Genomic DNA, 21,453 nt, shown 5'->3' on the forward strand with positions numbered 1-21,453 from the left:
CACAAAGAGGACAGGATGCGAGGAAGCGCCCTGTCCTCTTTGTGTATGGAAAGTCACTCCGTTACCTTGCTTTGGTTGGCCACGGCCTGCTTCTTAGCCTCTACATGACTCGGATCACCGAGATAAAAGCGCCGGATGGGATCTATATGCTCATCCAGCTCGTACACCAGTGGAATGCCTGTCGGAATATTCAAATCCAGCAATGCGGTTTCGTCCAGATTCTCCATATACTTGATTAAGGCCCGCAAAGTGTTACCATGTGCAGAAATGATAACTCGATCCTTTTTGAGAATCAAAGGTACAATCCGCTGCTTCCAAAACTCACCGACCCGATGCACGGTGTCCTCCAGACTTTCCCCAAGCGGCAGCTCTTCTGGCTTAATATTTCGATAACGCTCTTCCCGATGCGGACTCCGCTCGTCCTGCTCATCCAGCATGGGGGGCCGCACCGTCAGACTACGCCGCCAGATATGAACCTGCTCCTCGCCGTATTGCACGGCGGAATCCAGCTTGCTAAGCCCCTGAAGAGCACCGTAATGGCGTTCATTCAGCTTCCATGATTTCTGCACAGGTATCCAGAGATGATCCAGCTCATCCAAGATGTGATACAGCGTGCGGATAGAACGTTTTAGCACAGAGGCGAATGCCAAATCAAACTTATAACCAGCCTCCTTGAGAATACGTCCCGCCTCAATGGCCTCATGAGTCCCTTGTTCAGTCAGGTCCACGTCCGTCCAGCCCGTAAACAGGTTTTGTCGGTTATACACGCTCTGTCCATGCCTAACCAGCACCACTTGATACATGCACTCACTCCTCTCCTGTCTGTCTTTATGTTTTACCCAACTTCTATGTATTTAACGTAAAATGCAATTTTTAAACCGTCTATTTAATACAAAAAAGGACGGCATTCAGCCATCCTTTTCTTCTCACCCTACACTTAGTCCCTCTTACTGAATTTGGCCAACAGATCCAAAATCCGTACATACAGCCATACTAGAGTCACCAGCAATGCAAAAGCACCATACCATTCCATATATTTGGGTGCGCCTTGATCTGCTTGCTCTTCAATAAAATTGAAATCAACCAGCAGATTCAAAGCCGCAATGATCACGATAAATAAACTAATGCCAATACCCAGCCAACCTGTTTCATGGATATAGGGAACATTCATACCGAAAAAGTTCAAAATAAAATCAACCAGCGTCACCAGAAAAATCGCCATCGTACACAGGACAACGAATGAGATAAAGCCGCGTGTCACCTTGATGATTCGCTGTGTGTACATAAAGAGCATCAAGAACAAGATACCCACGGTCAGTAAAATGGCATTGGCTACAATTCCAGGGTACTCATACTCCATAAAAGCTGAAACGCCACCCAAAGCAAAACCACTCAGAATCGCATATACAGGAGAGAGTAATGGAGCCGTTTTTGGAAAAAAGGATATCGCAAGTGCTACGCCTGCCATACCAATAAAGCCTGCCGTCAGCAAAGATAGCACCTCTACGGTTCCTTCGTAGGTCATGTACCAGGTAATACTTCCAGAGACGATGAGCAGAACCAGCAGAAGCAACGTTTTGTTCACCGTTCCTCCGATGGTCATGCGTTGTTCACTAGCTTCTCTTTCATCTTCGCGCAAAAAGATATCATCACGTAAAACCGGATTACTAAAGCTCATACAGGGTACTCCTTTTCGATGTTGTTGTTTGCTATGCTATATGTATATATCGGCACAATATGAAAAAAGTTTCAGAAAATTTCAAACAAAAAAAACTCTAACCTTGCCATACGGCAAAGCTAGAGTTAGAGGATCAGGTCGTTACAGGTTAAAAATCAGCTGTCGCAATCTGGATCGTACCCGTAGCTGCTCCAGCTGCGGTAGTCTGCAGAGCAGCTACCAGCAGTAAAGCAACCTCTAACGTGAGGCTGTTAGTTGGGGGGATAACATAAGTGATCACAGGTGCATTGACACGAGTTACGACAAGATCGATCGGTGCCGGACCGTTATTATTAACGGTAATTGTAGCATTCGCGCCACCGTTCAAGTTTTCAAAGTATGATTTACCAATATTAGCTGCGAGAGAATAGAATTGCTGAGGTAATAGAATCGCCATAGGATTCACCTCCCTTGCGCTTGATAGTGTATTTTATGCTTCCAATCTACGAGCGTAACGTTAAGTGACTCAGTAATAAGACACAATTTGAAAGACTTATAGATTAACGTACCCTAACCTATGCAAAAAAGGAGTTGCCCTCTCAGATCCTTTGCAGAATCTGCGGACAACTCCTTACTAAATAATAGAAGTATCAGACAGTATAAAAGCAGTTAGCAGGATTGTATGTTGCCTTTGCTTCCTTATTGCACGTCAATGCTCAATTCCTGCGAACCGAAACGAGAAGGCGCGGAAACCTTCACGCGGATATTGCCCACCTCACCCTTTGTACGAATCCAGAATGCAATGCGTCCACCAATTAGGGATAAGCTTGAAGGACCGATCAATTGACCCACTCCCTCGACCTCCACCGAAACAGGATCTGTATAGAACGGCAGGGCATTGCCGTATTCGTCTAGAGCATCCACTACTACTCGGGTTACGTCCCAATCGCCAGCTTCCAGTACCATATCATCTGCAGCTACCCGTAGCTCTGTCGGCACCGGATTACGTGAAAAGTATTTGCGGATCACTTCTTGCCCGTCTACGTACCCAATGAATACAGCGTCTTCCCACTTCATGCCCCAGTGGCCTGTCAGCTCGTCGATCACGACAGGGGGGTGAGGAAGCGCCGGGTACTTCTCTCGGTTCGGACGATAAATACCTTTGCGCTCATGACCGTAGATGAACTCCACCTCATCGCAATTGGTGAACACAACCAGCGGCACGATGCCCCCAATATTTCGCTCGCCACGAGACCAGTAAGTGACCGGCTCCATAACGATTTCCTGTTCGACGTTCTTCTGGCTCCGGTACACGCTCGCTGCAAATTTAGGCAGGCGGAACATATCCATGACACCGTGGTAGCAGATTTTATCACCGGAACCAAAATCAGCATGCGTGTTATAGTCAAAAGCACACCAGCCAATCGCTCCGGCAATGCCCTCATCGGCATAGGAAGCATTTTGGACCCGCGTATGGCGCAGTGCATGCTCCATTACCCGTTCCTCCTGATCAAAACGTTTCGTCGGGTACATATGCCCGTTATATTCCGTTACCAGATAAGGAACCGGATGATCCAGCTTTGTAACGAGAGACGGCTGGCGCAAGCCTGTCGTTTCGCCATCTACGCCTTCTGTATCGTCATACGTATCAAAATTGCGGATTTCCTTCGCCAAATATTTTTTGTGCCCCCCATCATGAACAAAATCATTTATCGTATATACATCTTCCAGCAGCTCACTGCCTACAATATAACGCACACCACCCGTAGCACGGGTCGGATCTAGTTTTCGTGCCAGCTCATTGGTACGCGTGTACAGATCATGGTCATCCTGCGACTCATTAATTCGTACGCCCCAGATTACAATGGAGGGATGATTTCGATCACGGATAATCATGTCCTCTACGTCCCTCACCGCCTGCTCCTTCCACGCTTCACCGCCAATATGCTGCCAACCCGGAATCTCTTCGAAAACGAGCAATCCGATTTCATCACAGCGGTCTAGAAAATGACGGGACTGAGGGTAGTGGGATGTCCGTACCATATTCAGCCCCAGCTCCTCCTTGAGCACATCTGCATCACGACGCTGCGCTCTTTTGGGCATAGCATAGCCAACGTACGGATAGGACTGGTGACGGTTCAAGCCAAGCAGCTTGATCTTCCGCCCGTTCAAGTAAAAACCGTCCGGCTGAAATTCGGCCTCGCGGAAGCCAAAGCGCACGGTCATCTGATCCAACTCTTCTCCGCCTCGTAGCAGCGTCAGCTTCGCTTCATACAGCTTGGGATCATCTATATCCCAAAGCCGCAGGCCGCCCAGCTCTTTCAGCTCCAGCGTTACTTCAGCCGCCGTCACCGCTGCCAGCTCGGTCTCCGCCTTCACGCTCGCTCCGTCCAGCAATTGCAGCGCGACCGTCAAGTCGTCCTGTTGATCGCCGATGCCCTCCAGCTCCACGACCACGCGCACCGCCTTATTTGCCGCAAGCGGCTCCGGTGTCTGAATGAATATCGTTCCAAGGTGTACAGGCTCCACTATTCGCAGCTGCACTTCGCGGTAAATACCGCCGTAGGTCAGATAGTCAATGACTGCCCCAAAGGGAGGGATGTCGTCCCGTTCCGTGGAATCGACAATGACTGTGAGCACATTGGAGCCGCCATACTCGGCAAGTTCGGTCAATTCAACGCTGAACGGTGTATATCCACCTTTATGCTCCCCCGCTTTTACCCCGTTTAGATATACCTGGGCATAGGTCATGACTCCTTCAAAATCAACATACACTCGCTTACCTTTGGCATCTGCCGGAATGTTCAGCTCTCTTTTATACGTAGAAATAAACTGAAATGCCTTGTCGTCAAAATAATTATACGGAAGCTCTACATTGGTGTGCGGCAGCTGAATTGGCTCATACCGACCTGCATCAATGCCTGCGCTTACTTCGCTCTCGACATATTCAGGAAGGTAAAACCATTGGTCATTCAACGGCAAAATGGTACGCATGGGCAGTCACCTCAACCTTTTATTTTCCACTCTTATACCATAGTAAAATATTTAAGTAAAAATGATGAGTAAAACTTAGTAAAATAAATATATGTTCAATGTAAGCATTTCCAAGACAATTGTCAATCCATTTTTGTATCTTTTTATAATCAAAAAAAACAGCCCCAGAAGGCGGGGCTGTCCAAATCCATAGCGTCGATTTTATTTGGCATCGGTATGCAGCGGCGCACTGCTGTTGCGAATCATTAGCTCGGTCGGAATGATGACCTTGCGCCCCACCTCGTTTGCACCGTTGCGTACCGTATGCAGCAAGAGCTGAACGCCCGTTTCTCCCATCAGTTCGGTATGCGTTTTGACTGTTGACAGAGATGGGGTCAAATATTCCGCTGTCGGAATATCATTGAAGCCAACAATTGAGATACGTTCCGGCACCGCAAGCTGATGCTGCTCCAGCGCCTTCAACACCCCAATAGCCACCGAATCGCTCGCGACAAAGAAGGCTGTAGGCAGGTTTTCTGGTCCTGCCAGAATAGCCGCTTCCATCGCACGGAAGCCGTCTGCCGCCGTTCCTCCGCACACATGAATATCATCCGACGTGCATAGCCTGTGCTGTTCCTGATACCGCAAAAACGTCTCATAGCGGGCATCTAGCTCGACTCGTTCGGAATCATGGGACTGCTCATCCTTGCCCATACCTACATATCCGATGTGACGATGGCCTGCGCCCATCAAATAATCCAGTGCATCAGCCGTAGCGTGAGCAAGGTCAATGACCACATAGTCTGCCCCTGTACGCTCTACCGGATGATCCAGAAAGACGCAAGGAATGGGCAGTTCCAGCATACGTTCTACCTCTTCGCTGCTAAAATGCCCCAGCACGATCAGTCCATGTAGCCCTTCGGATGATACCTTCAGCGTAGTCAGGTCCTCTCTTCTGAAAATACGCTCCAGCTGCGCCCCGCTTTGGCGGCACTCTTTTTCCACGCCAAACCGGATAGACAGATAATAAGGGTCTTCCAGTTCCTCGTACGCACTAAACCAGTGCACCATACCCAACCGGATGGGTCCCTCTGCCTTCTTGCGGGGCTGACGACCAATACCACCATTTTTACGCTTAACCGTCGTATATTTCATGCGCTCGGCAACCTCAAAAATTTTACGCCGCGTTTCCTCTGATACAGACAGTGTTTCATCATAATTCAGCACTCGGGAGACCGTGGATATCGAAACCTCTGCCTCCTGGGCGATATCTTTTAACGTAGGCATTGCAGACTCCTTTAATCGTTTTACTCTATTTTTACTTTTATTTTACTATTATCTTACTCGTCTCCCCTGTGCAACACAACCCGTCATTCCTAAAAGGGTCAACCATTTTTTTCATATTATAAGCCTAATCATGATAAAATACGTACCATAATAGAAATGACACTAAGGAGGATACACACATGAAACAGGAACTGATTGACCGCCTGACTACATATGTTCAGGTAGATACCCAATCTGATGAAAGCAGCCACACTTGCCCCACTACACCCGGACAGCTCACATTGGGCAACCTCTTGGTGGGCGAATTGAAAGCCATTGGTATGACAGACGTAACTATTGATGATCATGGTTATGTGATGGCGACCCTTCCTTCCAATACGGATAAAGAGGTTCCCGTCATCGGTTTTCTCGCCCACCTCGATACGGCTACCGAGCTGACTGGCGCAGGGGTAAAGCCGCAATTGACGGAAAACTATGATGGGGGCGATATCACGCTGAATGCTTCGCTTGGTGTGGTTCTTTCTCCACGTGAGTTTCCCGAACTGACTCAATATAAAGGCCACACCCTGATCACAACAGATGGTACCACCCTGCTCGGTGCAGACAACAAAGCCGGGATCGCAGAAATCATGACAGCTATCCACTACCTGATTGACCATCCAGAAATTCAACATGGCAAAATTCGCGTTGCTTTTACACCGGACGAAGAGATTGGAAGAGGACCGGAACGCTTTGATGTAGCCGCTTTTGGCGCTGAATATGCCTATACGGTAGACGGCGGACCGCTCGGAGAACTGGAGTATGAGAGCTTTAACGCCGCAGCCGCCCATATTACCATTCACGGTGTGAATGTGCATCCCGGTACGGCTAAAAACAAAATGATCCACGCTGCCAAAATCGCTATGGAGCTGCACAGTCGGTTACCTGCAAACGAAGCCCCGGAATATACAGACGGATATGATGGCTTCTATCATCTCTTGGAGTCTACAGGCACGGCAGAACAAGCTAAGCTATACTATATTATCCGTGATTTTGACCGCGAGAGCTTTGAAAACCGGAAAGCTTATTTAACAAATGTAGTCAAAGAGCTGCAGGCCGCATATGGAGAAAACCGTATTGCGCTGGAATTGAGAGATCAGTATTACAACATGAAAGAGAAAATAGAGCCAGTCAAGCATATCGTCGATGTCGCTTATGAAGCAATGACAAAGCTGAATATCGAACCCATTATTAAGCCGATTCGTGGCGGTACAGACGGTTCACAGCTATCCTACATGGGACTGCCTACACCGAATATTTTTACAGGTGGGGAGAACTACCACGGTAAGTTTGAATACGTGTCGGTGGACAACATGGTACTTGCTACCAAGGTTATTGTGGAAATCGCACAACTGTTCGAGCAACGCGGCAAGTGAACTACCTATACACAGCACTGACATGTTAAGGTTAAATAGAAGGCATATCGTTCCGTAATGGAAACGGTATGCCTTTTTTTCTGAAGCTTTCATTTCCCTTTAAATTTTCAATATCTTTATAACTTTTATCCGTCTTTAGACCGACAACTATATACGAGACTATAAAAAATATATCTAGTAAAGAAAGGTAGGTTATCTATTTGAATACAATAGATGCATTAATTGCAGCCATTCCCTACATACAACAGATTATGCGTGAGAAAGTGACCCTTGCTCTCTTCGACCGCACTCATGTCCTTATGTATACCCAATCTGAGGGTATGGACCTCGGCTTTGAAACGGGTTCGGAGCTGCTCGAAGACTATAAAGATTTTGCCATGCTTAAAAATGGACGTGAGCCCAGCCTGACCCACATCCCTGCTGAAATTCTAGGGTTTCCTCTTGATATGATCAGTATTCCTGTATTTGACGAGAAAGGTGAAGTCATTGCAGCATTTGCGGCCTCTTATAATTTGACTAACAAAAATCAACTGGATCAAATCGTATCCGAGAACCTCTCCATCACCGAGCAGCTCATTGATATGGTACAGCATGTGGCGGCTCATTCCGAGGAGCTTCAGGCAACCAGTGAACAGATTTTGAAAAACACCCAAATCGCCGTACAAAACTCGGGTAAAATCAATCAGGTAGCTGTGTTCATCAAGGAAATTTCTGATCAAACCAACCTACTTGGATTGAATGCAGCGATCGAGGCCGCGCGTGTCGGAGAAGCAGGAGCAGGCTTTGGTATCGTCGCTCAAGAGGTGCGCAAGCTATCCGTAGAATCCAAAAAGGCGACGGTCGATATTGAAGGAGCCCTTAAGGATGTACAGAACTCCATTCGTCAAATGGAGCAGGAAATTGAGCAAATTGTTTCTTCTTCTCAAGAGCAGGCGACTCTGGTAGGCTCTTTCACTGAAGTGATGGAGCGTATGCAAAAGGCGAGTGAAACGATGCAACATCTGGCCAATGACCTGACTTCGTATGTCGTAAAATAAATCTTGCCATAAAAAAGGGGAGCACACTGATCGCAAAATGCGTAAAAGTGTGCTCCTTTTATGTACAAAAGCCCTATCGGGCTTGAAGGTCTAAATCTGAAACTCAAGCAGTATAAGAAAAAACACCATGATTTGAAGGAATCACAGGGTCTAACCCTCCCCAAATATTTCCCAACGGAAGAGCAATACTAAGAAACGCCAAGACCATAGTTACCGAGATTAATGCCTTTTTCATTATGAAGCCCCCTTAATAAAATGGTTTGGTATTGCTCTTGCTGTGATGGTGTTGCCAAATCTCGATAAGTCTCAAACAGAGCAACCAGTGTCCTGAAATCGGCATTCGCTTCTACACTGGCAGAGAATTGCAGAGAATCAAGGACATAATTTAAGGCAACGGAGTACTGCTTCTTCTTGAAATGGTAAATGGCCAATTGGTTGACCAGTTTTAAATAATATACGCGGTTTGCTCTATCTTCATAACCTTCAAATATCTTAATATCATCGGCAAAATCGTTCAGCAGGTCGTCTATATTCCAATTATTCAGGTTAGCTGCTTCGGCAATACCAACCAATCCTGGAAGTAGCTCCTCGTCATTGTCGTGAAGAAATTGAACGTACTCAGGCAAAAGTTCCCTTCTCCCCGAAAGTAATTCAATCGTAAATAAATTGGCCTTGGCAAGGAAACGGAATCTCTCTACTTCTTCGTGACCGCTCTGATCCAGCCCCATAAACCAACCCATTTCGCTATACTTCATAATATAGTTTCTGGCTTCCTCATACTTGCCCATATTCTGATAGTAAATAGATTTTGCCAAATAACTGTAAGCATAATAAAACACTAGCGGGTGTTTGGTGTCCAATGTCTCATACTTGCCGTCTGCAGCATTTCTCAGTTGGGTGTGATACAGGTTTTCAGCCAACGTATGCAGATAGTCTGCTACTTTGTTTGCTTCATCCCAATCATTATGTGTGTAGCTGATTCTAAACAACTCACAAGCTTTATCGAGTTCGTGGCTGTCCGACAACAAATAAATGGCTTCCCTTTGGTTCAGGACCTCTTCCACTAAAACCCGCCTCCCTATCCTGAAAATTGCGATTACCCTTAGCACAGCGGCTACTCTTCAGGGTAGTTATACTCTTAGCCTCCATTTTTTGTATACCATTATATTACAAATATAGTCAAAACCTAACTTGAAGTCAATTCAATCATCGCTACCTTCTTTTTTTGCAACCTTACATTGCTGTGTACGGTTATCGGTTACGAATAGTTGACTCCCCTTATAGAAATAATGCTAAAGAAGACAAAATGTAGGCTCTCTCATGGATGGTTTTTATGATGCTATAGTATCGTGGGGGTAACTACGTTACGAATTAGTGCGTACTTTTCAACCGGATAGCTGAGCCTTACAATCAAACCTGTGCATGAAACTAAAGTATAGATTGATACTCAACAGAGCATGTACCTGTTCATCAAAATATAAATTCACTTAAGGAGTGAAGTTAATAACATGGAACTTCAATTGGCTTTAGACTTAGTAGATATCCCGCAAGGGATTGCATTGGTAAAAGAAGTAGAGTCGTATATTGATATCGTAGAAATCGGTACGCCGATTGTTATCAACGAAGGACTTCATGCAGTAAAAGCAATGAAAGAAGCATTCCCGAATCTGAAAGTGCTGGCTGACCTGAAGGTTATGGATGCAGGGGGCTATGAAGTGCTAAAAGCTTCCAAGGCTGGGGCAGATATCGTTACGATTTTGGCTGTAGCTGAAGATGCAACAATCAAAGGCGCAGTAGAAGAAGCGAAAAAACAAGGCGGCAAAAAAATTCTGGTGGATATGATCGGTGTTAAAAACCTGGAGCAACGCGCGAAAGAAATTGACGCTCTGGGCGTTGACTACATCTGTGTGCATACAGGCTACGATCTGCAAGCTGAAGGACAAAGCCCGTTCGAAGCACTGCAAACCGTCAAAAAAGTCGTGAAAAACTCCAAAACTGCCGTGGCTGGCGGTATTAAGCTGAGCACATTGGCTGAGGTCGTGAAGGCTCAACCGGATCTGGTTATCGTCGGTGGTGGTATCACTGGCGAGGACGACAAAAAGGCTGTAGCTTCCCAAATGCAACAGCTCATCAAACAAGGTTAACCCCAATGGAAACCTCTCAATATTTATCTGAGGTACTCAAGGAGCTACAATTGGTTCCACAATTGATCAGTGATACGGAATCGGAACAGCTGATCCATTCCATCGCCGTTGCCAATAAGGTATTCGTGGCAGGTGCGGGCCGCTCAGGGTTCATGATTCGCTCGCTGGCAATGCGGCTGATGCATATGGGGATTCAAGCTTACGTAGTCGGGGAAACCGTAACTCCCGGTTTGGGCGAGGGCGACCTGCTCATTATCGGTTCAGGCTCTGGTGAAACCAAAAGCCTGATCTCCATGGCAGAAAAAGCAAAGAAACTCGGAGCCTCTCTGGCGCTACTAACCACTTCTCCCGGTTCCACCATTGGCAAACTGGCCGATATCATCGTCAAGCTGCCTGGTGCGGCCAAGGACCCGTCCAACAAGGACTACCAGACGATCCAGCCCATGGGCTCATTGTTTGAGCAAACCCTGCTGTTGTACGGTGACGCATTGGTACTCAGAACGATGGATCTGCGCAAGCTGACCTCCAAATCTATGTTTGGTCAACACGCCAATTTGGAATAAAAATGCATTCCTTTACGATAGCAAAGCAGGCTGTTCTTTACATGTCACATGTGAAGAACAGCCTGCTTTTATGCTTGTATAAAGCGACGTTCGATACAGCATAGAATAAGGCAAAACAAGCCCGGCATGTATTCAAACCATTTATTCGTTGTTCCCTGCTGGCAACGGCGGAACTTTGGACGGATCAGCAAGTGCCCAATAGGCATATTTGGCCTTTAACCGTTCGTCGAATAGTAGCGGCTTATCCAGCCGGGTTATCGGAAACGTGCTGAGCCACGTATTTCCATCATCCGTACCCCAAATCGTCACATTGCTGATATGTTCCTGCTGTCTTGAAAACATATCGAGCAGCACCCGATAGCGGTGAGCCTGCCGGATGAGCATAGATTCTGGAATCGTTTCATAGCGATCTGTGTCATTGGAATAAAGCCCCATATCCAGCTCGGTAATTTGATTATCCAGACCAAGCGAAGCAAACTTCTCTATGGACTGCTCAATCTCGCTAATAGCGGGAAACTCCAGGCGGATATGCGATTGGTGGCCTACCCCGTCAATCGGTACACCTTTAGCGAGCAGATCACGTACCAAATTGTACAGAAAATCCCGTTTCTTCGGCTCATGCGTGTTGTAATCGTTAATGAATAGCCGTGCGTTCGGACCCGTCGCTTCCCTCGTGACACGGAATGCTTTTTCAATATAATCAGTACCGGTAATCTGATACCACTTGCTGCGGCGCATGCCGTCCGGCTGATCAGGATCAATGACCTCATTCACCACATCCCAATCGGTGATGACATTTTTATACCGGGCTGCAACAGCGCGAATATGCGTCTCCAGCCGATCCAGCAAAAGCTTTTTATTCTCAGCAGTCGGCGTCATCGGCTGTCCATTCTTATCCTTGAACATCCAATCCCCAGTCTGGTTATGCCACACCAAAGTATGGAAGCGAATTTCCAGTCCATGCTGTCTAGCAAACTGCACAATTTGATCTGCTTCCTCCCAATGGAACTGTCCCTCGGACGGTTGTAAGGAGATCGGCTTCATCGCATTCCCTGCAACGACGCTGTTAAAATGCTTCTGTACCAACTCACCGTAAGCCCCTTCGGTCTGGAAGGCTTCAATCGCCGTGCCAATGCTAAACTGTCCCCCATATAATCCATGCAAAGAAGGAATGTCCTTTTCAATAGCCAGCGGTGGTACAAGTGACAGCTCGAAATCATCCATATAAAAGGAAGACGTTCCTTCTGCCGTTTCCAAATACATGGAAACGGTGTCTGCATCATGCGCAAGCGTATACGTACCAGACAAATGCATCCATCCCCCTGTCGTAGTAGCCGTGTCGCCTACAACAGTTTCATACGCACTATCCCCTTGATGATCACGCTGTACGCTAAGCCTCACCTTGGCAGGCTGCTCACCCGGCGCCAGCTTCACCCAGGCACTGACCGTATATCGGCTGCCCTTTTGCATCGTAGCAGTCACATCCAGCTTGGGTCCGGCATATGTCTTTTGTCTGCCTGTTGTCAGCAGACTGTATGAGCCGCTTCGTGCATCGGCGTCCGAAACCTGTACGGTCTCGGTACCCATACGGGACACCCATCCTTGAGCCGTACCATCTTCAAACCCGGATACGATACCATTGCCCGGCTCCGTTGGCGTCTTCGATACCTGTGTTATTTCTACCTCATCCACATAGTAGGCCTGCGCTGGATTCGAGCTTTCCACATACAGCTTCAATGCATCCATCCCCCCGGTAAAAGTATATTTCCCCTGAAGTTTGATCCATGATGTATCCGCCGTCTCTGTCTGCGCTACCGTCTTCCATGTCGTAGTCCCGCCTGTCGGCTGCTGCTCCACTGTAAGTTTAACCATGCTCGGAACCGCAGAATGACCATCCGGCTTCACATAGCCACTAATTTCATACTCCACATCCGGCTGCAACAGCGACTTCACATCCAGCTCCGCCCCGTTCCAAGCCGATGTACGAGCGGTTGCCTTCAGACTGTGCGTGCCGCCATATGCTGCTTCCGTGACGGATGCAATTTGGGTATAAGTTCCTCGGGGCTTCCAGCCGTCGCTGTTTCCTTGCTCAAATCCATACGTTCCAATGGTCTTATGGATACTACCCGCCGATAGCACCATATCCGAAACGGGCGGGGAATGTTCTATAGACGGAGCTGCCTTCGCCACAGACGCTCCCCACCAACCGACAGGCGATAACAACAGCGCTCCAGCCAGTACCAGACAAAAAGGCTTAACCCAACATGACCGCAAAGCAATCCCTCCCGTACTCTAATTTTTTGGAATTGGTATTTGGCACCATTGGTTTTCATTTACTATCCTTTGACACCGCCCAAGGTCATACCCTTCACAAAGTATTTTTGCAAAAAGGGATACACTAAAATAATAGGCACTGAAGCGACAATCGTCATCGTGGCCCGAATCGAGGTAGGCGTGACCGACTTGGCCAGATTTTCCGAACCAGCGAATTGGCTCGCATAGTCCTGACCGTTAACAGACGTGTTAGAATTTTGCAGGATTTTCATCAGCTCATATTGAAGAGTGCTCCATTGCTCATATGATGAATTGTACAAAAACACATCAAACCAGGAATTCCATTGTGCCACCGCTGTAAACAGCGACACCGTCGCCAGTACGGGAACACACAGCGGCAAAACGATGCGCATAAAAGTGGCAAACTCCCCAGCCCCGTCAATACGCGCCGACTCCAAAATCCCTTCCGGCAATCCCTCAATAAAGGAGCGAATGACAATCACATTAAACACCCCGATCAATCCCGGCACGACATACACCCAGAAAGTCCCCAACATCCCAAGCTCACGAATCAGGAGAAAGTTTGGAATCAATCCCCCGCTAAAATACATCGTTAAAATAAAAGCAATTGAAACAAATTTGCGCAGCACATATTCCGGCCGGCTGATCGTATACGCCACCATCGCGCAGCAAAATACCGAAGTCACTGTACCCACAACTGTACGTAATACAGAAATCAGCGTAGCATGGAAAATCGTCGCTTCCTTGAACACAAATTCATAATTACTCCACGTGAATTCACGTGGCCACAAATAGATCCCGCCCCGAATCGAATCATTCGCTTCATTTAACGAAACCGCCAGCGTATTTAAAAACGGATACAGCGTGAACACCATCAGGCAGAGCATAAACCCGATATTGCACGCATCAAAAATTCGATCTGAGGGGGCCCGAAATCGCCCGTGTACGGCCTTCCCTTTGCCCATGACTTCCGCTCCTTTCTAAAAAATAGTTTAGGCATTTGGATCGCGCACCCTAATTCAACTAATTGTTATTGGAGCTTGTTGGTGCTGTTACTTGGAACTGTTATTTTGAGTGGTTATATTAGTGGCAATTGGAGTTAACCTTGGTGAAATATTATTGGTACTATAAGAAGTCATGTTTTAGTTCGTTTGATAAGGTTTTGATGAGGTCAGCGAAGCGGCCTGCTAAAAATCCACTGACTTGCACCTGTAGTATGCATGAGCATGCACCTTCTGTTACCACCACCACTAGCACAATCCTAAAAACAAGCGATAGCGAAGCTGAGCCAACCATGATGGCACATTTACCCAAGGAAGCGCGAGTCACGCGCCTTCCTTAAACTCTCCCCTTGCCACTACCCTCAGTTCTCAAAAAAAGTGACTTTACGGCGGGTAGCAGCGGAGCGGGCGGAATTGTTCTGAAGAAGCGGAGCGTTCGCCTTTATCCCCGGATTTTAACCTATGATCTTTATTCCAATAAGAAAATACGGGGATAACAGCGATCGGAAGAACAATCCGCACGCGGAGCGGCCTTCTCCCCCATAACTCCCTTTATTCTAGAACAGCCTCTCCTCCCCTAACCGCTTCGCAATATGATTGGCGCTAAACAGTAAGATGAAGCTGACCACCGTTTTGAACATCCCAGCAGCAATGGAAAGCGAGAAATTACCCATCTGAATACCATATTTCAGCACGAAAATATCCAGATTCTCCGAGTAATCCACGTTCATGCCGTTGCCCAGTAAGTATTGCGGTTCAAAGCCGGATTCCAGTAAATTGCCGATGTTCATAATGAGCAGGATGATAAATACAGGCTTCAACCCCGGTAATGTCACATGCCAAATCCGCTGAAAACGCCCGGCTCCGTCCATCTCGGCTGCCTCATACTGCGAGGGATCAATCATCGTCATCGCGGCCAAATAAATGATGGTGTTCCAGCCGACATTTTTCCATACCTCCGATGCACCGAGAATGCCCCAAAAATAGCTTCCCTCGCCCAGCCATAGAATAGGCTCCTTAATCAACCCCAGCCACATCAGCACCTCATTGATGATGCCGCCATCCGCAGACAGCGCCGTACTGATGATGCTAGCCGCGACCACCCACGAAATAAAATGTGGCAGATAGCTGACCGTCTGCACGACCCGCTTGAACATGATCTGACGAAGCTCATTCAGCAAAATCGCTAATGTTATAGCGGTGACAAAGCCCAGCACCAGATTAATAAAGCTCATCGCCAGCGTATTGCGCATGACCCGCAGAAAGTGTTCATCCTGAAATAGAAAATGGAAATGTTTTAATCCGACCCATTGCTGATCGAGCAACTTGCGGGCAGGCTTAAAATCCTGAAAGGCAATCGTCCAGCCCCAGATGGGCAAATACTTGAAGATGAACAGCCAGATTAAAAAAGGGACGGACATCCATACCAGTGCCCGTTGCTGATTCAGCTTGTGCATAAATCCCCTAAAGCCGGTTCGCCGCGAGGGCGGCAAATGATCCGAGGAGATCGTGACAGGTGGTGGTGACGAGTGGCCCATAGCTGCTTCCTCCTTTACTTTTTACCGGGATTTTCGATTTTTTTGGCAACCTCCTTCGTGATCAGCTCCTCATACGCCTTTACATCCAGCTTGTTGAATTCAGTGGTGTATTCATTCCAAATCGCATCAAACTGCTCCGGTGCAGACAGCACCAAACGCGGGAAATATTTGCGCTGTAGGTCCCCCTTCTTTTGCTGGAAGAGCTGCGCAGTTGAGCCTTGAGCAATCGGAATACTCCAGGCCGGATACCATGGGCGCTCGTCAGGTGCGGAAAACATTTGCGAGAAGGACTCTACACCATAGACTTTTAGTAGCTTTTTATCTCCCTCGGTGTAGGACATACGCGCAACCTCAGGCTGCCGTCCGGGGCCAACCGAGTTGCCGTCAGGCAGGGTAGAACCGCTACCGTATCGCGGCCAACTGTATTCAAAATATTTGAACCCGAATGATTCGCGGAACGCGTCCTGACCAGTCTGCTTAATTTGCTCCTCAGTCCGGTAAAAGCGTCCTTTTTTATCTACATCATAGGTTTCTCCCTTGATTCCCCAGTTGGATAATATCTGGTTTTCGTCCGTCAGCAGGTTGTCAAAAAATTTGATGATACGCACCGGGTCCTTGGCACTGACCGTAATTCCTATGCCTCGGTTATTAACGAATGACGAAGGATCAATGTACTGATCCTTTATATTCTGGTCGTATACAACAGGCAGCCCTATATACTCCATATCATCATTGCCCGATTGCTTGGAAGCCTCCTGCAGATTATTCAGGGCCTGCCCCGCCTGCCAGCGGTAGTCGAAAAAGCCCAGCACCTTACCCGAGGTCAGCTTTGCCAAATATTGATCGTAATTGTCCACAAAGGACGATTTATCAAATAGGCCCTCTACATTGAGCTGATTTAGCTCTTTCAGATACCGCTTTGTGATTTCCATATCTCCATAATCCGTGGCCCGGTGTGTTTTCATATCAATAATCGTGCCGCCATCATTCGGATAGCCTGCCAGATGCATCGGTGCGTTCGTAAGAGCATAAAACCTATCCTGCGTGGTTAACGCCAGGTACCCAGTCAATCCCTCATCTGCATGCTTTTTCGCATAGTTACGAATCAGGGCTAAATACTCGTCAAGTGTTTTGATTTTTGGATATCCCGCTTCTTTTAATACCCTGCGTTGCACCCAAAAGGCTCCTTGCTCTAAGTTAGGCGCAGGTAAATAATCGCCTACCACCGCACTTAGCGGCAGAAAGTAAATGTTCCCATCCTCCGCCTTCATCAAGTTGTAGTACGGTCCATATACACGCTTAATATTTGGTCCATATTTGTCGATCAAATCATTCAGGGGAATAAAAGCCCCGGCATCCAGCAGCTTATCGATCGTGCCATCCGGTACTATCACATCCGGGTAATCGTTACTGGCAATAAATGTACCGATCTTCGTATTGGAATCACCCACCAAATGCTCCAGCTTCCAGTTTACCCCCGTCTGATCCTCCAGGATTTTGCCGATCCGCGTTTCATTGGTATTAGTGTCCCTCCCCGCAGTGGCATTAAAATACGTGAATGTGACCTTCTCCTTGCTATCTCCTGACGCCGGCTCCTTGCCCGAGCTCCCTGAGCAAGCAGCGATCATAGACGCCATCATAACCATTACCAGAGTGATGATTCCGAACCTTTTGCTTGTCATGCCAGACCCTCCCCTTTCGCCCTCTTTTGTCGATTGTGTGTGAATATCGTGCGCATGTACCTCAAGTGCTGAGAATCCCGCACACCCTAAATTGTAAGCACTTTCATTTTATAAAATGCTGTTCATTTCGTTCACCTGTCAATCTAAAGGTGTTACTTAGAAAACTATAGGTAAAGGTCCTTCAAAGCAAAATAGGTACTGCTCTCCACCTCACTCCCGATCCACAGGAATCCTAATTCGAATCTCCGTACCCTCGCCGGGTGCACTGCGAATGGCAAGCTCAAAGTGGCTCCCGTAGTAAAGTTTAAGACGATATATGACATTTTGTAGACCTATACGCTCACCCATTTCTTCCTGCCTTTGCATGTAACCATACAAGCGTTGTACCTGTTCCTCAGACATGCCCACCCCATCATCCCGAACCGTTAGAATCAGTTGTCCTTCCTCATGCTCAAAATGAATCTCAATGCGTCCTCCATGCTTTAGCGGCTCAATGCCGTGGATACTTGCATTTTCAACCAGTGTCAGCGCGACCATTTTGGGAAGCAGATTGTCCAAGTCTTCAGAGCGAGCCTGCACTTCGTACTGTATTCGCTCACCAAAGCGATATTGCTGAATTTCCAGAAAACAACGGATCAGCTCCAGCTCCTCCCGCAAAGTAACCCGATCCTTGTTCCACACCAGCGAATTGCGGAAAATCCGTGCCATGTTATGAATAATGCGCGCTGTCTCATCCTCATGCTTCATCAAGCTCCGCATGCGAATCGTCTCCAGTGCATTGAACAGAAAATGTGGGTTGATCTGGCTGTGGAGTGCATTCAACTGGGCATGTCTGCGCTGAATTTCCAGATTTTTTCGCTGTATATCGGCCATATAGACATCGTTAATCAGTCGCTTTATTTTCAGCGTCATCCGATTAAACTCCCCTGTTAATTGCCCGATCTCATCTCGCGACTCTATACCGCGAATCAGCTCAAAATGCTGGTTTTTCACCTTCTTCATATGCTTTAAAATACGATGAATCCTCACGTTCAACGAACGTGTAATCCAAATAATGATTAATGTAGGCAGCAGCATATTTACACAGGTTAACAAGAGCACAAAATTGCGAGATTCCTGCATTTCATACAGCACTGCATCTCTCGATACCGCAGCCACAATGCTCCAGCCATTCAGATTGCTCGTAAGCACATAATTTGTCTTGAACTCCATCGTGTCCTCGGGCAGCTTGAGAGTGTTATAGGCCACATTTTTGTGGTTTATATCCACTTTGGGGTCCGTTGTATATTCGATTCCCCCTCGTTCGTTCAGCAGAAAGAGACTTCCCTGCAAATTCAGGTTATTGAAAATCTCCCGAATGGACGACATTCGCAGTTCTATTTTCAGTATTTTTTCACGACCATTTTGGGAATAAAAGTAGTTCATCCGCCGAATCAGGCTAAAAGGGTACGTCTGTTCACCTGTACTGTCATCGGTACGTACAAATATAGGCTTGGACTGGCGTCCAGGCGAGATTTTGGTATACCATGGCAAACTTCTGACTCCCTCATCTATAAAGCTGATTCCCCCGGAATTCAGCAGCGTTGAATTATTGGTGTAGATCGTAATTCCACCTACGGAATGGTATGCAGGACTGTAAGTGTTGTTCAAGATATGACGTAAATAAGAGTCATAAGCGGCGATATAGTCAGCAGGGTGGGGATATGTTTCTTCCAATACCTCATTGAGCTGATGATCAGTATAAAAGATAGACGAGATTTCCATCGCATCTTCAAATTCACGGTAAAATTCAATTTTAATCTGTTCCAGTGCGCGCGAAATATCCTGCATACGCTGTTCCTTCACGTTTTGCGAGGTGACATGGTAAAAAATCAGATTGGTCAGCACTACAGGCGTAAAAACACAGAGAAAATAAAGCAGCAGCATTTTATCTCGCAGTCGTACATGATCAAGAGTCATTCTCAGCATCTTCATTCGCCGGCCCTCTCTGACTCGTTGCCAACAATCAGGCTGTTGCGGTATTCGCTTGGTGTGGCATGCGCCATCTTTTCAAACTGGGTAACAAAGTAGTCTGAACTGCCGAAGCCCACGCGCTCAGCAATTTCATAAATCCGCAGATCCGTCTGCCGCAACAAGCGTTTCGCCTCCTGAACGCGCAATTTCAGCAGAAATTCGTTAAAGTACACACCATACGTTTTTCTGAACAATTGACCGAGGTATACCGGGTTCATGTAAAAGCGAGCCGCAATACTTTTCAGGCTTATATTCTCGGCGGCATGCTGCTCAATGTAAGCACGGATGTGCTGGATGCCTCCTTGCTGACAATCCTTGCGCAGAACCCCGATATACCTTCCACTTTCCTCGGCAAAAGCTGTAAACAATCGCTGTAGTTCACCCAGGGACAGGTTCATGTCCTGCCAGTTCATCATCGGTTCTAGTGACTGAAGTGAGCGCTCATCTCCCTGCATGTTTTGAATGACCCGAACGATACTAAGTACGCACTGATGCAGACTCATTTTCATAGCCTCAGGAGCATAACACTCCTCCCGAAAGCTGCTAAATAAATAATCCACGGCCACACGCAGCTCATCCAACCGCAGTTCCTCAACTTGTTCCGTCAAGCGATCCAGTACGTCCTGAGGGATGGTCTTATAGTGAAGTGGTGGCATTTCCTCCTGTAGATATACAACAATACCGCCATGGTCATAAATGTATTTATGGAGCACTGCCTCCTTCGCACAGGCATAGGACTGCTGGATATCCTGCAACCGATTCACAGGCTTTCCTGCATAGATGAAAACTCGACTTCCCAGCTGATCTTTTAGTGTCTTCATCCCCTCTATCTCGCGTTGTAGCGCTTTCATAAGAACTTCGACCTTGCCTTCAAAACACTCCAAAAGGAAGTCCGGTACGATAAGACCAATCCGGTTACGATGCTCATGAACATAGAGAGGGTACTTGCCATCCATTAACCGATGAAGCGCTTGCTCTATAAGCTCCCTGAATTGGAAAAGCGATAGCATGATATTATTGTCACCGGAGCGCCAGGGATGTTGGTCATTCAGCTCGACGAGTACATAGTACATATAAGTGGCTTCCCCAAGCCGTAGCTGCTGCTCCCACTGTGTCACCACTACATCATCCACTGGGTTCATCATCACAGTCTCTAACAGCCCACCTGCATGGTGATTCTGATATCGTTGCGCATTCTGCTGTTCACGATGCAGTCTTTCACTCAGCTTGCGCAATGTAGCCGAAAAGTCACCCTCATCAATCGGCTTAAGCATAAAATCATGAACCCCATAGCGGATTGCCTGCTGCGCATAAGCAAAATCACTATAGCCGCTTAAGATAATAAACGCGGGATGTTCTGTACTCTGTTCGAGCACAGACCTAATCAGCTCTAACCCGTCCAGCACAGGCATACGAATATCGGTAATGACCAGGTCCGGGTGAATACGGCTGATTAGCTCCAGCGCATCCTCACCGTTATCAGCTTCTCCTACGACTTCAAAACCACAGGCTTGCCAATCCATGAGTTGAAGCAGCCCTTTACGAGTAAAGGTTTCATCATCCACCACAATGGCTCGATGCAGCTTCATAACACGCTTCCTCCTTTTGAAGTATGCCTATTTTATTATTTTGGTTAACTATTCCAATGATCTCAGTCACTATGGTAATGTAAAACATCAGGAATTGGAAATTTTCGTTACGCGTATTATATGACGAACAGAGGGGTGCAAAGCATGCGCACGCCAGCGGCCAAACCAAAGCAGCAAATATACAAAAAGGAGACGAATCCCTGAATAGGGGTTCGTCTCCTTTTTTTCGTATTGCGTAAAAAGCTTTATTCTCTTATTC

At 47.2% G+C, this 21,453-nt stretch carries 16 protein-coding genes; 4 read left to right on the forward strand and 12 right to left on the reverse strand.

The window, feature by feature from the left end; genetic code table 11:
* Window positions 1-53: 53 nt before the first annotated feature.
* The 5 genes from gpmA to G9G54_RS11140 form a co-directional block, all read right to left on the reverse strand.
* Window positions 54-803, reverse strand: coding sequence for a 2,3-diphosphoglycerate-dependent phosphoglycerate mutase (gpmA, locus tag G9G54_RS11120; RefSeq protein ID WP_165178006.1), 750 nt, complete (start codon window positions 801-803; stop codon window positions 54-56).
* 134 nt (window positions 804-937) lie between these two features.
* Window positions 938-1,678, reverse strand: coding sequence for a Bax inhibitor-1/YccA family protein (locus G9G54_RS11125; protein ID WP_023990900.1), 741 nt, complete (start codon window positions 1,676-1,678; stop codon window positions 938-940).
* A 148-nt stretch (window positions 1,679-1,826) separates the two neighbouring features.
* Entirely contained in the window at window positions 1,827-2,114 is a 288-nt protein-coding gene (locus tag G9G54_RS11130; protein WP_061829478.1) for a hypothetical protein, read from the reverse strand.
* Between the two features lie 242 nt (window positions 2,115-2,356).
* Complete coding sequence (locus G9G54_RS11135) at window positions 2,357-4,651, reverse strand: glycoside hydrolase family 2 protein (protein WP_165178008.1); 2,295 nt, start codon at window positions 4,649-4,651, stop codon at window positions 2,357-2,359.
* 201 nt (window positions 4,652-4,852) lie between these two features.
* Window positions 4,853-5,917: a LacI family DNA-binding transcriptional regulator gene (locus G9G54_RS11140; RefSeq protein WP_165178010.1), complete on the reverse strand. Its 1,065-nt coding sequence runs from the start codon at window positions 5,915-5,917 to the stop codon at window positions 4,853-4,855.
* 179 nt (window positions 5,918-6,096) lie between these two features.
* Between G9G54_RS11140 and pepT the strand changes: the two genes are divergently transcribed.
* The gene (gene pepT / locus G9G54_RS11145; RefSeq protein ID WP_023990904.1) at window positions 6,097-7,332 is read left to right on the forward strand and encodes a peptidase T; all 1,236 of its coding nucleotides are present in this window, start codon (window positions 6,097-6,099) and stop codon (window positions 7,330-7,332) included.
* 200 nt (window positions 7,333-7,532) lie between these two features.
* Window positions 7,533-8,369, forward strand: a complete 837-nt coding sequence (locus tag G9G54_RS11150) for a methyl-accepting chemotaxis protein (protein ID WP_165178012.1) — start codon at window positions 7,533-7,535, stop codon at window positions 8,367-8,369.
* 188 nt (window positions 8,370-8,557) lie between these two features.
* Here G9G54_RS11150 and G9G54_RS11155 read toward each other — a convergent pair whose 3' ends face one another.
* Entirely contained in the window at window positions 8,558-9,433 is an 876-nt protein-coding gene (locus G9G54_RS11155; RefSeq protein ID WP_165178014.1) for a DNA-binding protein, read from the reverse strand.
* A gap of 444 nt (window positions 9,434-9,877) precedes the next feature.
* Here G9G54_RS11155 and hxlA point away from each other — a divergent pair, with 444 nt between their 5' ends.
* Window positions 9,878-10,513, forward strand: a complete 636-nt coding sequence (gene hxlA / locus G9G54_RS11160) for a 3-hexulose-6-phosphate synthase (RefSeq protein ID WP_165178016.1) — start codon at window positions 9,878-9,880, stop codon at window positions 10,511-10,513.
* 5 nt (window positions 10,514-10,518) lie between these two features.
* On the forward strand, window positions 10,519-11,076 hold the full coding sequence (gene hxlB, locus G9G54_RS11165) for a 6-phospho-3-hexuloisomerase (RefSeq protein ID WP_069290647.1): 558 nt from the start codon (window positions 10,519-10,521) through the stop codon (window positions 11,074-11,076).
* Between the two features lie 141 nt (window positions 11,077-11,217).
* Here hxlB and G9G54_RS11170 read toward each other — a convergent pair whose 3' ends face one another.
* From G9G54_RS11170 to G9G54_RS11195, 6 genes are all read right to left on the reverse strand, one after another.
* Window positions 11,218-13,350 (reverse strand): endo-1,4-beta-xylanase, encoded by a 2,133-nt coding sequence (locus G9G54_RS11170; protein ID WP_165178018.1) that lies wholly within the window; start codon window positions 13,348-13,350, stop codon window positions 11,218-11,220.
* A 62-nt stretch (window positions 13,351-13,412) separates the two neighbouring features.
* Window positions 13,413-14,336, reverse strand: a complete 924-nt coding sequence (locus tag G9G54_RS11175) for a carbohydrate ABC transporter permease (RefSeq protein WP_165178020.1) — start codon at window positions 14,334-14,336, stop codon at window positions 13,413-13,415.
* Between the two features lie 593 nt (window positions 14,337-14,929).
* On the reverse strand, window positions 14,930-15,910 hold the full coding sequence (locus tag G9G54_RS11180; protein ID WP_165178022.1) for an ABC transporter permease: 981 nt from the start codon (window positions 15,908-15,910) through the stop codon (window positions 14,930-14,932).
* Between the two features lie 14 nt (window positions 15,911-15,924).
* Window positions 15,925-17,592 carry an ABC transporter substrate-binding protein gene (locus G9G54_RS11185; protein WP_165178024.1) on the reverse strand — a complete coding sequence of 556 codons (1,668 nt, stop codon included), beginning with the start codon at window positions 17,590-17,592 and terminating at the stop codon, window positions 15,925-15,927.
* A gap of 210 nt (window positions 17,593-17,802) precedes the next feature.
* A complete protein-coding gene (locus G9G54_RS11190; RefSeq protein ID WP_165178026.1) occupies window positions 17,803-19,566 on the reverse strand; it encodes a sensor histidine kinase in 1,764 nt (587 codons plus the stop codon).
* The gene (locus G9G54_RS11195) at window positions 19,563-21,194 is read right to left on the reverse strand and encodes a response regulator (protein ID WP_165178028.1); all 1,632 of its coding nucleotides are present in this window, start codon (window positions 21,192-21,194) and stop codon (window positions 19,563-19,565) included. Before G9G54_RS11195 ends, G9G54_RS11190 begins: the two co-directional genes overlap by 4 nt.
* Between the last annotated feature and the right edge of the window lie 259 nt (window positions 21,195-21,453).

The sequence above is a fragment of the Paenibacillus sp. EKM212P genome (genome assembly GCF_011066115.1).
GTDB classification, from domain to species: domain Bacteria; phylum Bacillota; class Bacilli; order Paenibacillales; family Paenibacillaceae; genus Paenibacillus; species Paenibacillus polymyxa_B.

Coding starts and splice junctions, on each gene's coding strand:
- gpmA (WP_165178006.1), bottom strand. CDS start 803: ATGTATCAAGTGGTGCTGGTTAGGCATGGACAGAGCGTGTATAACCGA.
- G9G54_RS11125 (WP_023990900.1), bottom strand. CDS start 1,678: ATGAGCTTTAGTAATCCGGTTTTACGTGATGATATCTTTTTGCGCGAA.
- G9G54_RS11130 (WP_061829478.1), bottom strand. CDS start 2,114: ATGGCGATTCTATTACCTCAGCAATTCTATTCTCTCGCAGCTAATATT.
- G9G54_RS11135 (WP_165178008.1), bottom strand. CDS start 4,651: ATGCGTACCATTTTGCCGTTGAATGACCAATGGTTTTACCTTCCTGAA.
- G9G54_RS11140 (WP_165178010.1), bottom strand. CDS start 5,917: ATGCCTACGTTAAAAGATATCGCCCAGGAGGCAGAGGTTTCGATATCC.
- pepT (WP_023990904.1), top strand. CDS start 6,097: ATGAAACAGGAACTGATTGACCGCCTGACTACATATGTTCAGGTAGAT.
- hxlA (WP_165178016.1), top strand. CDS start 9,878: ATGGAACTTCAATTGGCTTTAGACTTAGTAGATATCCCGCAAGGGATT.
- hxlB (WP_069290647.1), top strand. CDS start 10,519: ATGGAAACCTCTCAATATTTATCTGAGGTACTCAAGGAGCTACAATTG.
- G9G54_RS11175 (WP_165178020.1), bottom strand. CDS start 14,336: ATGGGCAAAGGGAAGGCCGTACACGGGCGATTTCGGGCCCCCTCAGAT.
- G9G54_RS11180 (WP_165178022.1), bottom strand. CDS start 15,910: ATGGGCCACTCGTCACCACCACCTGTCACGATCTCCTCGGATCATTTG.
- G9G54_RS11185 (WP_165178024.1), bottom strand. CDS start 17,592: ATGACAAGCAAAAGGTTCGGAATCATCACTCTGGTAATGGTTATGATG.
- G9G54_RS11190 (WP_165178026.1), bottom strand. CDS start 19,566: ATGAAGATGCTGAGAATGACTCTTGATCATGTACGACTGCGAGATAAA.
- G9G54_RS11195 (WP_165178028.1), bottom strand. CDS start 21,194: ATGAAGCTGCATCGAGCCATTGTGGTGGATGATGAAACCTTTACTCGT.